This is a genomic window from Neptuniibacter sp. 1_MG-2023 (assembly GCF_030547185.1).
Classification (GTDB): Bacteria; Pseudomonadota; Gammaproteobacteria; order Pseudomonadales; family Balneatricaceae; genus Neptuniibacter.
The window spans coordinates 40,512-55,352 of sequence record NZ_JAUOQR010000016.1 but is presented as its reverse complement, the minus strand read 5'-3'; the positions used below and the strand labels follow the sequence as shown (position 1 = coordinate 55,352).

Below are 14,841 nucleotides of genomic sequence, written 5' to 3'. Positions count from 1 at the left end.
TTTGCATTGATAGTGCCGGCACGCACGCCTGCACAGTTACGACAGTTACAGTTCCACTGAGGAAAACCGCCGCCAGCGGCTGAGCCTAATACTTGTACTTTCATTATTTTTCTTCTTTATGACTGCCAGATTCCTGTTTTTAATAAGATGCAGCGTAACAGGAAAGTGGGCGGATAGCATTTAAGAGATCGCGAACGCGATTAGGGTCCTTCCAAGATAAATTACCCCGACAAAGGCCGGGGTAATTATAGAATCAAAAATAGAATTTTCTATTAACGATTTGCGAAGTACATAGTTACTTCAAAACCGATACGAAGGTCTGTGTAAGCTGGCTTAGTCCACATAATGCTTATCCTCTGTTTTTGTTATTTAAAAGGTGTATACCATAAACATAATAAGAAGGCTGACCCATATCATATATGGTACTTTGGAATTAAAAACCACCTCATTTCGTTTGAATGAGAGTCCTGTCATCCGTTCCATTAATTCACTATAGCTCTGAACATGAATTATATCAATATGCTACAGTCTGCAACAACAATCAGCGGCATTGACCGCCCCGTTAAATTCAACAACAAGGTCTATTAATAATGCCCACTATTCTTATTACTGGCTGTTCATCAGGTATAGGTTATTATTGCGCAAAAGCGCTGCAAGCTGATGGCTATCAAGTCTTTGCCACTGCTCGCCAGCAGGCTGATGTGGATCGCCTATTAAGAGAAGGTTTTAAAAGCATAAAACTAGACCTCCAAGATAGCGAATCTATTAGCTACGCCTTAGATTGGGTGCTTCAGCAAACCAACCAACTCGACGCCCTCTTCAATAATGGCGCCTATGGTCAGCCAGGTGCAGTAGAAGACTTGTCACGGAATACATTACGCCAACAGTTCGAAACTAACCTATTCGGCACACATGAACTTACCTGCAAAGTAGTTAAACAGATGAGAAAGCAAGGACATGGGCGAATCATTCAAAACAGTTCGGTTCTAGGCCTTATTACCATGAAGTATCGCGGTGCGTATAACGCCTCGAAATTTGCACTAGAGGGATTAACCGATACCTTAAGGCAGGAGCTTTCTGATACCAATATAAAAGTCAGCCTCATTGAACCTGGCCCTATAGAGAGCAGCTTTAGGAAAAATGCCCATATTGCTTTCACTAATAATATAGATGTAGAAACAAGCGCGCATAAAGATATATATACGGCAGTACAAAGACGATTAGCCAAAGAAAAGTCTGTACAGAAAAAAGATGCTTTTACCTTAGGCCCTGATGCCGTTTACCTTGCTTTAAAACACGCCTTAGAGAGTAATCGACCAAAACCCCGCTATTACGTTACTTTTCCTACTAAGTTATTCGCGATACTACGAAGAGTTCTTTCTACAAGAGGTTTAGACTGGGTACTCAATAAAATATCTAATAGTGAGAACAAATAAAAAAGGCGATCCGAAGATCGCCTGCACAGAGCTAAGGGCAATACACTGTTAAACCTTTACGAAGTTATCAAGCCATTTTCAGACATAACTTCTTCAATGACCGATAAACTAACAGGATCATCGATAGTAGAAGGGACCGTGTAATCTTGACCATCTGCTATCTGTCGCATCAATTTACGTAAGATTTTTCCTGAGCGAGTTTTTGGTAAGCGATCAACAATCACCGCGCGCTTAAAACAAGCAACCGCACCGATCTCTTTACGCACTAATGCAACAAGCTCTGATTCTAGTTGCTGACCGTCAATATCAACGCCATTTTTCAGCAAAACAAATCCTATGGGCTGTTGTCCTTTTAATGGATCATTGATACCAATAACCGCACACTCAGCTACAGCAGGATGATCGGCAACAATCTCTTCCATTTCACCTGTAGATAAACGATGACCAGCGACGTTAATAACATCATCGGTACGCCCCATAATGAAAACATAGCCATCTTCATCTTTATAACCGCCATCGCCAGAGCAGTAGTAACCAGGGTAGTCAGTTAAATAGCCAGTACGGAAACGCTCATAATCACCCCACACCGTTGGCAAACAGCTAGGAGGTAGCGGTAATTTCAAAGCTATAGCACCCTGCTCACCCGCTGGAAGCTCATTCCCATCAGGATCAAGAATCTGAACATTGAAACCTGAGATAGGAACAGTCGCAGATCCTGCTTTTGGTGGAAGCGTTTCAATACCGGTCATATTGCCACAGATCGCCCAACCGGTTTCGGTCTGCCACCAGTGATCAATAACAGGCTTGCCTGTTACTTCCATAGTCCAATGATAAGTTGGTGGATCTAAACGCTCGCCAGCCATAAAGACTGTGTGGAGATTAGATAGATCGTAATTTGCGATTAGCTTACCTTCAGGGTCTTCCTTCTTAATCGCGCGGAAAGCTGTTGGCGCAGAAAAGAGCACTTTAACTTTATACTCTTCACAAACACGCCAAAACGCACCTGCATCAGGTGTCCGCACAGGCTTACCTTCATAAACAATTGTCGTACAACCGGCCAAGAGAGGGCCGTAAACAATATAAGAGTGACCTACAACCCAACCTACATCGGAAGCAGCCCAGAAAACATCACCCGCTTCAACGTTATAAATTGATTTCATAGAATATTTCATGGCAACCGCATGGCCACCATTATCACGTACAACACCTTTAGGCTTACCTGTAGTACCTGATGTATACAAAATATAAAGTGGGTCGGTACCTTTAACTGGCACACAATCCGCTGGCTCTGCATTTGCTACTGCTTCTTTCCAATCGATATCTCGACCTTCAATCATTGTAGCTTTAGCTTCTGGGCGCTGTAATATCACACAGGCAGAAGGCTTGTAGGCAGACTTTTCAATCGCCTCATCCAGCATGGGCTTATATTCAATAACTTTTGAAATCTCAATGCCACATGAAGCAGAAACAATCACTTTCGGCTCAGCATCATCAATTCGCACTGCTAACTCATGGGGCGCAAAGCCACCAAAGACGACAGAGTGGATAGCCCCTAAACGAGCAACGGCAAGCATCGCAACTAAGGCTTCAGGCACCATTGGCATATAAATAACAACACGATCGCCCTTCTCTACACCCTGAGCTTTAAGTACGCCAGCAAACTTAGCGACTTCATCACGCAACTCTAAAAATGAAATTTTACGCTTCTGTCCAGACACCGGTGAATCATAAATGATCGCCGTATTATCGGCACGACCATTCTCCACATGGTAATCAAGAGCAAGATATGCGGTGTTAAGCTCACCATCGGCAAACCAGCGATCTATTCCATTCTCATCTTTGGAAAGAATTTTCTCTGGTTGCTTATACCATGCTAGATCCTGAGCTTTTTCACCCCAGAACGCTTCGGGTGTATTTATAGATTTTGAATATTCTGCCTGATAGGACATGTGCTAAGGCCCTTTATTATAAAGTTAACGATCGGTTATTTTTAGCAAGCTTATAATTATTGTAGACACTTGCTTTGATTTATACGCACACTTTATCTGACTTTATTGTAGATTAATCTACTACAAAAGGTTTATTTGCTACTGCAGCAAGGAGTAATAATGAACTACTGATGGTTATCAAAGCCCCATTTTACAGGAGCAGAAAGACAGATTGTCGACAATATATAGAAACCACTACTATACGAAAGAATGATAAAACGATTAATTTTCGCGGCCGCAAACAAAAAAGCGCTACTCTAAGGAGCAGCGCTTTAAAAGATAGATCAATATATCTAAAGCTTATTCAGGATAGATTCTAGGCTCTATTTTCAGCTTAACATCAAACTGTTTTCTAACTGAAAGGGAAATATCGTCAGCTAGTTTAAGCAGATCAGTAGCAAGGCCTTGCCCATAGTTTACTAACACTAAGGCCTGTTTGTCGTATACACCAACCTCGCCCACTCGACAGCCTTTCCAGCCAGCTCGATCAATTAACCATCCTGCAGCTAACTTAAAATGACCGGCTTTATCTGGATAAGCAACAATATCTGGAAACTGGTTTTTTAAACGCTGATAAGTTGATTTAGTTACAATCGGGTTTTCAAAAAAGCTGCCAGCATTACCTAATTCAGCTGGAAGAGGTAGCTTGCTCATGCGGATATCACATACCGCTTGATAAACTTGATAGGCACTAGGCTCAATAACGCCTAAAGCATCTAAATGATCTGCAATCCCTTTGTATCCAATTTTAGGAGTAAAAATCGTGCTCAAAGCAAAGCGAACGGTCCAAATAATATAACGGCCTTTAGCGCCTGATTTAAAGAGGCTATCCCTATAGCCAAATTGACATTCCTCTTTGCTTAACTGTACGAGCTCTTTGTTAATTCGATCGTACGCCGTCAAGCTATGAAAACAATCAGCGATCTCTACACCATACGCACCTATATTTTGCACGGGAGCCGCACCAACACTTCCTGGGATTAGGGCTAAGTTTTCAAGGCCATGCAGCCTCTTTTGCAATAATTGGGTAACAAATCCATGCCAATTTTCACCTGCCCCCACCTCAACAATGGCGGTATGTTCATTATCAGCGAGAATATTTAAACCTTGCTTTGCAACAGACAAAACTGCGCCAGGAATCTTTTCTCTAAAAACAAGGTTGCTTCCGCCCCCTAGAATAAGTAGCGGCCAGCCATTTTTTTCTACAGCATCTAATGCCAACTCTAAATCTGCAATTTGGTCCACTTCCGCAAAATGATCCGCGACGGTAGGAAAACCAAAGCTATTTCTATGGGTCAGATCAATATCTTTTTGCCACTGCACTCTCATAGCTCCTTTTGAATATGCTGTAACAAACCAGCCGATGCAGATTCAATAAGGTCGAGTACATATTCAAAGCCACCCTCACCACCATAATAAGGATCAGGCACTTCATCTACTGGCAGCCCAGTAAAATCCAGAAACAACCCCACATAAGCCTTAGCGCCTTCAGGGCATATAGACTTCAGATTAGAGAGGTTTTCATTATCCATCGCCAGCACATAATCAAACTCGTCAAAATCAGCACTAATCACCTGACGCGCACGCAGAGATGACAAATCGTAACCACGCTGTTTTGCTGCCGCGATGGATCTTGAGTCCGGCGGATTACCTATGTGATAAGCAGCAGTACCGGCAGAATCTACATAAATTTTATTATGAAGCCTCTGCGTACTGACCAACTGCTTGAAAACACCATCCGCTGTCGGTGAGCGACAAATATTACCAAGACAAACAAATAGAACCTTCTTCATCTATTACAGGCCTTGCTCAAGTAAACGTCTAAGACGCTCTAGATCTTCTGGAGTATCAACCCCTGCCGGCGGTTGTTCATCCGCTTCAGCGACATGTATGCGTGCGCCGTTCCACATAGCTCTTAACTGCTCGAGGCACTCAGTTTCTTCAACCGCTGCGGGTGACCATTTAACAAAGTCATTCAGCAGTTTAACGCGATAAGCGTAAATACCAATATGGCGCTGCCATGGAAAATCGAGCGGCATAGATGACCTTGAGGGGTCGTCAGCAAACTCATTACGTGGCCAAGGGATTGGAGCACGACTGAAATAAAGAGCCATTCCTCTTATATCAGAAACCACTTTGACAACATTAGGGTTAAGTAAACTTTCAATATCAGTAATAGGTTCACTCAAAGTCGCAATACTTGCCTCAGGTTCTGCTTTTAAGTTGTGTGCAACCTGATTAATAATTCGAGCTGGGACAAGAGGCTCATCACCCTGAACATTCACAACAATATCATCAGCGTAGAAACCTAAATCAGAGACTACCTGTTGTAAGCGGTCAGTTCCTGAAGGGTGATCTGCTGATGTCATGCAGACCTCAGCGCCAAAACCAGAGGCTACATCAGCGATCTGTTGATTATCTGTAGCAATGAGTACTCGACTGGCTTCACTTTCACAGGCTCGTTCATAAACATGTTGAACCATTGGTTTACCTTGCAGATCAGCAAGGGGCTTGCCGGGAAAGCGCGTTGACGCAAAGCGCGCAGGTATGATGACAGCAAAACTCATGTAATTACCTTACTTACTTTCACGTTCTTCTAAAGTTAACTCTCGCGCTTCTGTTTCAAGCAATACAGGAATATCATCACGGACCGGATATGCCAAACCACTCGCTTTTGAAATAAGCTCTTTTGTTTCTTCATTGTATTCCAAAGGCGTTTTCGCGACAGGGCATACCAAAATATCTAACAATTTTTTATCCATTACGTTTATTACCCTTCTTATTCGCAATCTGTTTAAGTTGCTCGATTAATACTGACATAAAACTATCTGGTAGCTGAGCTGAAACCTCGAGATACCATGCATTCTTTAAATTTAGTGTGGATACCTTCACAGCATCCTTTTCCGTCATAACGGTTACACCATCAGCGAAATTAAAATCACTCTCGCTAAATGAATAATGATCCGGTTTTGGGTAGCCTGAAACCTCTGCACCCACTATCGATTTTAACGTATTAAAAAAGCGCTGAGGATGACCTATACCCGCCACCGCATTAATTTTTTTATATGGAAACTCATTGAACGGATAAGAACGACTCGACCCGCTATTCCAGCCACATGGATGAAAAAAGCAAGGCATCAACTGCATATCATAGGCAACAATCCCTTTAGGTAAAGTTGCACACTCTCCGCCATTGCTAACCACATAGTTTACATTCTTTAAGCGTAAAGGCTCTTCACGCAATGGGCCTGCAGGCAAGCAATGACCATTGCCTAACCCCCTCTCACTATCAACGACAGCAATCTCAATATCTCGCGCCAAGCGATAATGTTGCAAGCCATCATCGCTAATGATTAGATCACAGTCATAATGAGAGAGAAGATACTCCGCAGCGGATCGCCTATCAGCATCAATAACAACCGGACACTGACAACGGCGCTGCAGCATATAAGGTTCATCGCCTGATTCATCAGAAGAGACGGCAAGAGAAACATCAAATGGGTATTGAGGTGCTTCACTTTTATAGCCTCGACTAATAATGCCAGGCTTATAACCTTGCGCCCTTAACTGGTCGACTAAGTAAACGGTTAAAGGGGTTTTCCCTGTTCCACCTACACTAATATTGCCGACAACAATAACAGGAACTGGAGCGTCCCATTGAGAGAGCAGATCTCGCTTTTTTTTATGACCTGCTAGACACTTGAACAAAGCCTCTAAAGGTCTTAAAAAAATAGGCGCCGGTGCTGTACTATACCAGCGCGTTTCAAGCCAACTCATTCGCTGTCCGGATCTCTAGTTGTAATACTTAGCTTACTAAAACCAAGTTGCCCTGAAACATCCATAGCAGTAACAACCGACTGATGTGGTGTCTTTGCATCAGCTGTAATCACAAGAGGCATATCTCGCTTCTCACCTGACAGCTCTTTTAATGCCCGTCGTAATGTTGCTGCTTGAGTATTCACTAGAGGCTTACCATTAACACTGTAATTCCCCTCATCCGTGATTAAAATCTCTAAGATTTGCTCTTCTACAACACTTTTATCTCCCGATGCCTGCGGAAGATCAACTTCTAAATGAGTTTCTTTTGTAAACGTTGTTGAAACCATAAAGAAGATCAGTAGCAGAAAAACCACATCAATCAGTGGAGTCAGGTTTACATTAACCTCTTCCCGTTTTTGTCTAGGAAATCTCACACTATTATCCCTTACTCAACATCAATATCACGTTCACCGTGCATGACTTCTATGAGTTTTACGGTTTCCTGTTCCATCGTAATCACTAAGGAATCAATTCTTCGCTGAAAGTAACGATGGAATATTAAAGCTGGAATTGCGATCGTTAAGCCAGCCGCCGTAGTGATCAAGGCTTCGGAGATACCACCGGCAAGAACATTGGCATTACCTGTACCTTGAATCATTATTTCGGTAAACACCTTAATCATACCGATAACTGTACCTAGCAGGCCCAAAAGCGGAGTAATTGCCGCAACAGTACCTAAGGGATTAAGAAAACGTTCAAGATCATGGACAACCTGCCCAGCTGCCTCTTGAATACTTTCTTTCATTATCTCTCGACCATGAGAAGCATTATTCAGCCCAGCGACAAGAATCACCCCCAGAGGGCTACTATTCTTAATATCTCTTAACCGCTCAGCAGTGATATTACGTTGTTTGATTAACGCCCATACCTCAGCCAACAGTCCTGCTGGGGCAACTTTACTGGGACGCAATGTCCACAGGCGCTCTAAACAGATAGCTAAGGCAATAATAGAACATGCTACGATTGGTATCATCAACCAACCACCTGATTTTAAAATTTCAAACACAGTAATTTCTCCTTTAACTGCGCCGTACTCTATCACATTGAATTAATCTATCTCCAGAAGCGTTTTTCATCTTTGCGCATTGTTGTTGTACTACAGGCTTGCCCCGCTTCGGATTTCAATAATACAGCCCCATCTAAAGCCGTTGTATAGGTATGCGCTGCATAGCTTTTTGCGCGCCTAACAACCTCCGGATGTGGATGATTAAATGCATTTCCATAACCAGCGCTAAAAATAACATGCTTAGGTAAGGTTGCGGCTAGAAATGTATCAGAGCTGGACGTACGACTGCCATGATGGGAAGCAACTAGCCAAGTTAATGGTTGATCTATTTTAAGCCGCTTATGCTTTAAAACCATTTTAGATTCTACAGCCTTACCAATATCGCCTGGTAGTAATAGAGAGCAATCCCCGTTAGATACAAGCAACACGCAAGAACGATCATTATCATTACGACCTTTAGATCCGGATAAAAACTCAAAATCCACTCCCTTAATTCGCCATCTCACACCCTCTTTACAGGTTCTTATTTTTTGATGAGTGGGATGAAATGAAGAATAAATAGTTTTGATATCAACCCATTGCTTGATCTTAGCGAAACCACCTACATGATCATTGTCATTATGACTCAAGACCATGTAATCAAGTTGTTTGATTCTCTCTTGCTTAAAATAGGGTAAGACTGCTCGCTCAAATGCGGATAAACCAGAAGGATAAGCAGCGCCTGTATCATATAAAACTCTATAATCCCCCACCTCGATTAAAACACTAAGCCCTTGGCCAATATCAAAGACAATAGCTGAGAAGCTCTTATCATCGACTGTTTTCTTTTCATCTACAGAATCTATAAACGGTTCATGACTGAGCAAAGGTAAAAAACAAAAAAAAGCTAAGTATTTAGGTACTAAGCCCGATGGCATGATCAAAATAATCACTCCGATTGCCGCAAAGACAATAGCCTCGAGACTAGGATTATCGATTGCTAAGTAGGCCCAAGCCTGATCTGCAGACATATCAACAAGTGTCCAAAAGAGATCAACTAAAACAGACTCAAACTCGCTTAGAAGTGGTATTGAAAAACCTGAAAAGATCAAATTAGCCGCAATAATAACAATTAGAAAAGAGACTAAAGGAATAGCAATGATATTTACTAAAGGAGCAACTAAAGACACGCCGGAAAAGAAATACAGGTAAAAAGGCAACATACCAATCAGCAATAAAAACTGAATCTTTATAATGCTATACCAGCGTAGAGGCTGCTGGCCAAACCAGATAAGCAGTGCCACAGCAGAGAAAGATAACCAAAACCCCATCTCGAGAACCGCTAAAGGCGAAAATATAAGCACACAAACTAAAGCTAACCACCAACGCTGCCAAATATCGATATACCATTTCAATAACCCTGACAGCATAAAGACGAGCACCATAATAAAAGCGCGCTGGGTCGGAACCTCCCCGCCTGCAATTTGCATATATAAACCAGCTAAAATAACGGATAAAAGGTAAGGTAAATAATAAAGACGTGGAGTAAACGCTGACAGTATACGACCCAGCCACCAACCAACAAGGGCAATAAAACCAATATGTAATCCACTTATAACCGCCAGATGTACCGTTCCGCTTTCTCGCAGCTTATCCCAATCATCTTGCGATAGATTATCTTTATAGCCTGTGACTAAGGCTTGAACTAAAGCCCGATCCCTTGGTTCTTCATACCTACTCTCTATCAACTTATTTATAGCGTAGCGTAAACTCGTGACTCCCTGATCTATATAACCTTCTGAACCAAGAAATTCGCGAACATAACCCGTGGCATCTATTTTATGCGTTAACAACCAGCGCTCATAATCAAACCCAGATGGATTAACTAAACTATGGGGAGGCTTTAGCCTAACGATTAGTTTAATATACTGCCCAGGTATGAGATCTTTAGTAGGCTTATACCAAGCCAGCTTTAATAAACGGACATTAAGATCTGTTATGGCATTTGCTTTTTGAATACTTATTTGTGAATTTGCCGATAAGCGGAGTAACTCCATCGACTTAACATCTAAGTTAAACCTAATGACTCCCTCCTCAACATTAGGAAGGCCTACTAGCTTGCCCGAAACAACCCAGTCAGAGCGCAGTAATTGATCGGGTAATTTATGAGAAAGCTGCCAATGACCCCAGCAGGATGCATAAAGAAAAGCAGCACAACAGTAGATGAAAAATGGCTTATAAGAAGATCCACCATAAAAAGCGTAGACCAGTGTTAAAAGTGCAATACAAATGCAACCAGCGATTGGTATAACTTGAGGCTGCCATGCGGCGCATAAAAAACCGACAGCAATTGCGATCATCCTTGATCTCATGCTTAACTTTCCTTGGCTTAGTTAAGAGCAGCGGGCATAATGCCCATTACGCTCGTTTGCTAGCCCATAATAAGTAAGTTAGATAATGCCACGCAAACTTATAAGAAAATACATGCCAGATGAAGCGAAACTCAAACAGCACAAATATTTGAGTTGGCTTGGACACTACCTTCATGAACCTAACCTTTGGCACCTGAATCGCAAATCAGTGGCTAGAGCTTTCTTTGTGGGTTTATTCTGCGCATTTCTGCCAATTCCACTTCAGATGCTTGTCGCTGCTGTTATCGCCATTACTGTGCGTAGCAACCTGCCTATATCGGTTAGTTTGGTTTGGCTAACAAACCCATTCACTATTCCACCTATATTTTACTTTAACTATTTGGTCGGTAGTTTTTTGATTGGAGACCCCAGTAGCTCAATCCATTTTGAAATGAGTATAGAGTTTTGGGAAAGTGGCATATCACACATTTGGTGGCCCTTGCTTTTAGGCTCTGTGCTATCGGGGCTGTTCTTTGGTGTTATAGGCTTCTTTACCGTCCATGGCTTATGGACTTGGCATGTAAACCACAACTGGAAAAAGCGGACTAAAAGGAATAAATAAACAAAAAGAGAAAAGTATTAAACACGCTATTTAACAAGCTATGATCATCTTTCTACCAGTGCCCCATCCACCAATTCAAGTACTCGCCCTGTTCTTTTTGCCAGTTCAGGATCATGGGTTACCAAAGCAAAAGCTATATCATAATCTTGATTTAAACTATCAATTAGCGTTTGAATACTCGCTGCAGTATTTCTATCTAAGTTACCTGTAGGTTCATCCATTAGCACTACCGCAGGCTTACCTATAAGTGACCTTGCAATAGCAACCCGTTGGCGTTCGCCACCACTCAATTGTGATGGTTTATGTGAAAAGCGATGGGATAAGCCTACGGAGTTCAAAACGGCTTCTGCTTGTTCCACGACCTCTTTCATCGGCATGTTGCGCATCAATAGAGGCATCGCAACATTTTCCAAGGCAGAAAATTCAGCCAATAGGTGATGGAACTGATAAACAAACCCTAAGGTTTCATTGCGCACTTTAGCTCGTTCAGATTCATTACCAGAGTGAAGATTCCTTCCCGCTACAAGCACTTCTCCTTGAGTAGGCTCATCAAGCCCCCCCAATATATTTAATAACGTACTTTTCCCTGAACCAGAAGACCCAATAATCGCTAACTGCTCACCTCGATGTAGCGAAAAATCCAACTCAGATAAAACGGCGACTTCGTTACCTGCATCTTTATAGATTTTTGATACAGCTTTAGCTTCAAGTACAATATTTGAAGAGCAATTATCTTTACTCATAGCGCAAAGCCTCTGCGGGATGTGTTTTGGCAGCTCGCCATGCAGGATAAATCGTTGCGAGGAAACTAATAACAAGAGCGGTTACAGTAATAACGCCAACATCTGGCCACTGTAAATCTGAAGGCAGATAGCTAATAAAATAAACATCTGCATTTAAAAACTGAATATTAAATGTCTGCTCAACCCAAGCAATGAGATCTGAGATGGTCAGCGCCAAAGTAACACCAAGCAATGTACCTAATAGAGTTCCTAAAATTCCGATAACTGTACCTTGAACCATAAAAATCCGCATGATTCGTCCCGGAGTAGCACCTAAGGTCCTTAATATAGCAACATCCGCTTTCTTATCGGTAACGACCATCACTAGTGTTGACACGATGTTAAAAGCCGCCACTAAAACGATCAAAAACAGTAACAACCCGATCATACGTTTTTCAAGCTGAATCGCTTGAAATAAATTGCCATGAGTTCGTGTCCAATCACTTGAGCTATAATAACCCGGTAGCCCAGCAGCAATCTCTTTGACCTTACTAGGAGCAGAAAAAAGGTTATCAAATTTAAGACGAATACCATCTACCCCTTCCCCTAGACGTTTAATCTTAGCCGCATCCTCAAGATTAATATAAGCAAGGTTTGCATCAAGCTCCGCACCAACGGAAAAAATACCCACGACAGTAAAGCGCTTTAAACGAGGAACAACACCCGCGACACTAACAGACGCTTCTGGAAGGACTAATGTTACTTTATCCCCTACTCTGGCCCCCAAATAACGAGCAAGAAGATCACCTAAAACAATCCCAAACCGTTGTTGATTCAACGCCTCTAAAGAACCCGAAGTTATATGATCACCAAGAATAGAAACCTTTTGCTCAATTAATGGATCAATACCATTAACCAGCGCTCCGCGTACAACACCACTATTAGTTAGCATACCTTGCGCTTGGATAAAGGGCGCTGCGGCAACAACATCAGGATGCTGGGAAAGCTGTTCAACCAACACTGGCCAGTTTTCGAGCGGCTTACCGTAAGCGCTAATTGAGCCATGCGGTACCATACCGAGAATTCTCTGTTTCAGCTCACGGTCAAAACCGTTCATAACAGAAAGAACAACGATCAGCGCAGCAACTCCGAGCATCAAACCAAGCATCGAAGCCAATGAGATGAAAGAGATAAAGTGATTGCTTCGCTTTGCAGCGGTATAGCGCAATCCAATAAATAGGGATAATGGTTTAAACATGGCGCGATTAAACCACAGAAAACCTACTGTGTAAAAAGTTTACACTGTTAATTTATAATGACACAAAACATAGCTAACTACCTGTTTAATAAAAGCAAACTAGTGATAACCCCACAATAAAACCAGCATAACAAAAACCTCTTATGGTGGTGCTTTTCTTATCATTTGTACTTATACTCGATGAGAAACAACTAAGACCGATGAGGGTTCATCAATGCAGGAACAAGACCGCCGCCAGTATTTCCGAATAGACCAACGTGTTTCCTTGGAACTGAAGGTCATTGATGAATCAGAGATTGAACATCACCCAAGCCCTACTCAATTCGGTGTTTCTCCAAATTTCTTGTTACTAAGCGAACTTCAAGAGATAGATACACAAAGCCAGCATCTACTGCGAAAAATATCTGAAAAGGATAGTAATGTAGCGTCTTTCCTACAAATCATGCACGATAAAATCGAGCGTATTGCCCAAGCGATCGCTTCAAATGAGATGGTCATTAGAAATTCAGCTATACAAGAAGTTAACCTGTCAGAAGGTGGTATTCAGTTCAGGCACAAAGAGCCATTTAATGTAGATAGTTTCTTATCGGTTAAACTAGTCTTCCCTGAATCTTGCTTGGGGCTACTTATATATGCCCAATGTTGCCGCAGTGAAGCTATGGCTGATGGTAGTTTTATGACGGGGATAGAATTTATCAAAATGCCTGAAAGCTGCCGTATGATTTTAGCTCGTCAAATTTTTGAGAGCCAAGCCCGATTAAAACAACAAGAGCCTGAATTACCCGCTGAAGAAAATTAAATGAGCAAGCGTTGCGAAACAGAAACCTTAGTCAGGGATTTTGATCACCTCAATCAATGTTTAAAGCAGTTTCGCACGCTACTGCTTCAGTATAACGACAAACATAAAACTCAGCATTGGATACTATCTAACCATCAATCGACGGTGTCGCTACTCGATGTTGCGGACACGCTCACCAATATTTGGCACCTACATAAAGGGGATGGGCGAAAAACAGATAACCTATATGGTTTAATTGGTGTACCCCTTGAGCTTATCCCGGTTATTCATCAACTCAACCAAACTAAGACCAACTTCCAAAATTCAGTGAAAATATTTAGAGATCAGGTAGGTGATCCTTTATCTGTATTAAAGAAGCGTTCCGAACAACTAAATATTGAGCTCAAAAACCAAGGCTTAGCACGTTTACACTTAAAACAGTGTTATCGCCTTTTTCCTGTATTAGACAGCACTCCTGCAAAGATTGCGTTCAGCTGGTATACCAGTGGCAGAAGTATCAAAAAAGTCTCAGTTGCAACCGCTGAAAAAAAGCTCCTTAAGATGGATACCTCTCAATTACATATACAGCTTCAGCTTGAAGCTCTCGCTAAAATACCCCAAACAGAGTCCTTGGCTCAATTACAGCCACAAGTACCTTTGATGCGTGCTAATATCTTATGGAAAGATAATGAACAATTGCTGCGCAAAGCGAGAAACGCCCCCTTGCCTATTTTCTTTCCATTAGATGATAAAGAAAATTTTCCAGAATATAATGTACCTAGTTTAACCCCACCCGAAACGCGAAAGCGTCAGCAACGTAGTGATCTGATTATTGATCCGGAACCTTACTTGCCAAGCTTACGCATACACCGTTACAGATGA

The 14,841-nt window shown here is 42.0% G+C and carries 16 protein-coding genes and 1 pseudogene; 4 read left to right on the top strand and 13 right to left on the bottom strand.

The features are described from left to right. A pseudogene (locus Q4492_RS14625) lies at positions 1–104 on the bottom strand (pyrroloquinoline quinone biosynthesis protein B); the annotation flags it as partial. Between the two features lie 168 nt (positions 105–272). After that, positions 273–344, bottom strand: a complete 72-nt coding sequence (gene pqqA, locus Q4492_RS14620; RefSeq protein WP_003243383.1) for a pyrroloquinoline quinone precursor peptide PqqA — start codon at positions 342–344, stop codon at positions 273–275. 246 nt (positions 345–590) lie between these two features. On the opposite strand from pqqA, the gene Q4492_RS14615 reads away from it, so the two are divergent. Continuing rightward, entirely contained in the window at positions 591–1,436 is an 846-nt protein-coding gene (locus Q4492_RS14615) for an SDR family oxidoreductase (protein WP_303419464.1), read from the top strand. A 56-nt stretch (positions 1,437–1,492) separates the two neighbouring features. Here Q4492_RS14615 and Q4492_RS14610 read toward each other — a convergent pair whose 3' ends face one another. From Q4492_RS14610 to Q4492_RS14570, 9 genes are all read right to left on the bottom strand, one after another. After that, the gene (locus tag Q4492_RS14610; RefSeq protein WP_303419461.1) at positions 1,493–3,385 is read right to left on the bottom strand and encodes a propionyl-CoA synthetase; all 1,893 of its coding nucleotides are present in this window, start codon (positions 3,383–3,385) and stop codon (positions 1,493–1,495) included. 339 nt (positions 3,386–3,724) lie between these two features. After that, positions 3,725–4,747, bottom strand: coding sequence for a UDP-N-acetylmuramate dehydrogenase (gene murB / locus Q4492_RS14605; protein ID WP_303419458.1), 1,023 nt, complete (start codon positions 4,745–4,747; stop codon positions 3,725–3,727). Positions 4,748–4,749: 2 nt separating this feature from the next. Next, positions 4,750–5,217: a low molecular weight protein-tyrosine-phosphatase gene (locus Q4492_RS14600; protein WP_303419456.1), complete on the bottom strand. Its 468-nt coding sequence runs from the start codon at positions 5,215–5,217 to the stop codon at positions 4,750–4,752. 3 nt (positions 5,218–5,220) lie between these two features. Continuing rightward, positions 5,221–5,991, bottom strand: a complete 771-nt coding sequence (gene kdsB, locus Q4492_RS14595) for a 3-deoxy-manno-octulosonate cytidylyltransferase (RefSeq protein ID WP_303419453.1) — start codon at positions 5,989–5,991, stop codon at positions 5,221–5,223. A gap of 9 nt (positions 5,992–6,000) precedes the next feature. Continuing rightward, positions 6,001–6,186: a Trm112 family protein gene (locus Q4492_RS14590; protein WP_067867440.1), complete on the bottom strand. Its 186-nt coding sequence runs from the start codon at positions 6,184–6,186 to the stop codon at positions 6,001–6,003. Continuing rightward, positions 6,179–7,201: a tetraacyldisaccharide 4'-kinase gene (gene lpxK, locus Q4492_RS14585; protein ID WP_303419449.1), complete on the bottom strand. Its 1,023-nt coding sequence runs from the start codon at positions 7,199–7,201 to the stop codon at positions 6,179–6,181. Before lpxK ends, Q4492_RS14590 begins: the two co-directional genes overlap by 8 nt. Continuing rightward, entirely contained in the window at positions 7,198–7,617 is a 420-nt protein-coding gene (locus Q4492_RS14580; RefSeq protein ID WP_303419446.1) for a biopolymer transporter ExbD, read from the bottom strand. Before Q4492_RS14580 ends, lpxK begins: the two co-directional genes overlap by 4 nt. Positions 7,618–7,628: 11 nt before the next feature. Then, positions 7,629–8,249 carry a MotA/TolQ/ExbB proton channel family protein gene (locus tag Q4492_RS14575; protein ID WP_067867431.1) on the bottom strand — a complete coding sequence of 207 codons (621 nt, stop codon included), beginning with the start codon at positions 8,247–8,249 and terminating at the stop codon, positions 7,629–7,631. Between the two features lie 47 nt (positions 8,250–8,296). Beyond that, positions 8,297–10,600: a DNA internalization-related competence protein ComEC/Rec2 gene (locus Q4492_RS14570; RefSeq protein WP_303419441.1), complete on the bottom strand. Its 2,304-nt coding sequence runs from the start codon at positions 10,598–10,600 to the stop codon at positions 8,297–8,299. Positions 10,601–10,712: 112 nt separating this feature from the next. Here Q4492_RS14570 and Q4492_RS14565 point away from each other — a divergent pair, with 112 nt between their 5' ends. Next, complete coding sequence (locus Q4492_RS14565) at positions 10,713–11,201, top strand: DUF2062 domain-containing protein (protein ID WP_303419439.1); 489 nt, start codon at positions 10,713–10,715, stop codon at positions 11,199–11,201. A 44-nt stretch (positions 11,202–11,245) separates the two neighbouring features. Here Q4492_RS14565 and Q4492_RS14560 read toward each other — a convergent pair whose 3' ends face one another. After that, positions 11,246–11,944, bottom strand: a complete 699-nt coding sequence (locus Q4492_RS14560) for an ABC transporter ATP-binding protein (RefSeq protein WP_303419437.1) — start codon at positions 11,942–11,944, stop codon at positions 11,246–11,248. Further along, positions 11,937–13,181 (bottom strand): lipoprotein-releasing ABC transporter permease subunit, encoded by a 1,245-nt coding sequence (locus Q4492_RS14555; protein WP_303419434.1) that lies wholly within the window; start codon positions 13,179–13,181, stop codon positions 11,937–11,939. The genes Q4492_RS14560 and Q4492_RS14555 overlap by 8 nt, the downstream gene beginning before the upstream one ends. Positions 13,182–13,395: 214 nt before the next feature. Between Q4492_RS14555 and Q4492_RS14550 the strand changes: the two genes are divergently transcribed. Next, entirely contained in the window at positions 13,396–13,980 is a 585-nt protein-coding gene (locus tag Q4492_RS14550) for a PilZ domain-containing protein (protein WP_303419429.1), read from the top strand. After that, positions 13,981–14,841, top strand: coding sequence for a DNA replication terminus site-binding protein (locus tag Q4492_RS14545; RefSeq protein WP_303419426.1), 861 nt, complete (start codon positions 13,981–13,983; stop codon positions 14,839–14,841). It abuts the gene before it with no gap.

Excerpts from the sequence above, each read along its gene's own strand:
- Q4492_RS14550 (WP_303419429.1), top strand. The coding sequence starts at position 13,396 with ATGCAGGAACAAGACCGCCGCCAGTATTTCCGAATAGACCAACGTGTT.
- Q4492_RS14560 (WP_303419437.1), bottom strand. The coding sequence starts at position 11,944 with ATGAGTAAAGATAATTGCTCTTCAAATATTGTACTTGAAGCTAAAGCT.
- Q4492_RS14545 (WP_303419426.1), top strand. The coding sequence starts at position 13,981 with ATGAGCAAGCGTTGCGAAACAGAAACCTTAGTCAGGGATTTTGATCAC.
- Q4492_RS14555 (WP_303419434.1), bottom strand. The coding sequence starts at position 13,181 with ATGTTTAAACCATTATCCCTATTTATTGGATTGCGCTATACCGCTGCA.
- Q4492_RS14610 (WP_303419461.1), bottom strand. The coding sequence starts at position 3,385 with ATGTCCTATCAGGCAGAATATTCAAAATCTATAAATACACCCGAAGCG.
- Q4492_RS14570 (WP_303419441.1), bottom strand. The coding sequence starts at position 10,600 with ATGAGATCAAGGATGATCGCAATTGCTGTCGGTTTTTTATGCGCCGCA.
- lpxK (WP_303419449.1), bottom strand. The coding sequence starts at position 7,201 with ATGAGTTGGCTTGAAACGCGCTGGTATAGTACAGCACCGGCGCCTATT.
- Q4492_RS14590 (WP_067867440.1), bottom strand. The coding sequence starts at position 6,186 with ATGGATAAAAAATTGTTAGATATTTTGGTATGCCCTGTCGCGAAAACG.
- Q4492_RS14615 (WP_303419464.1), top strand. The coding sequence starts at position 591 with ATGCCCACTATTCTTATTACTGGCTGTTCATCAGGTATAGGTTATTAT.
- Q4492_RS14600 (WP_303419456.1), bottom strand. The coding sequence starts at position 5,217 with ATGAAGAAGGTTCTATTTGTTTGTCTTGGTAATATTTGTCGCTCACCG.
- kdsB (WP_303419453.1), bottom strand. The coding sequence starts at position 5,991 with ATGAGTTTTGCTGTCATCATACCTGCGCGCTTTGCGTCAACGCGCTTT.
- Q4492_RS14565 (WP_303419439.1), top strand. The coding sequence starts at position 10,713 with ATGCCAGATGAAGCGAAACTCAAACAGCACAAATATTTGAGTTGGCTT.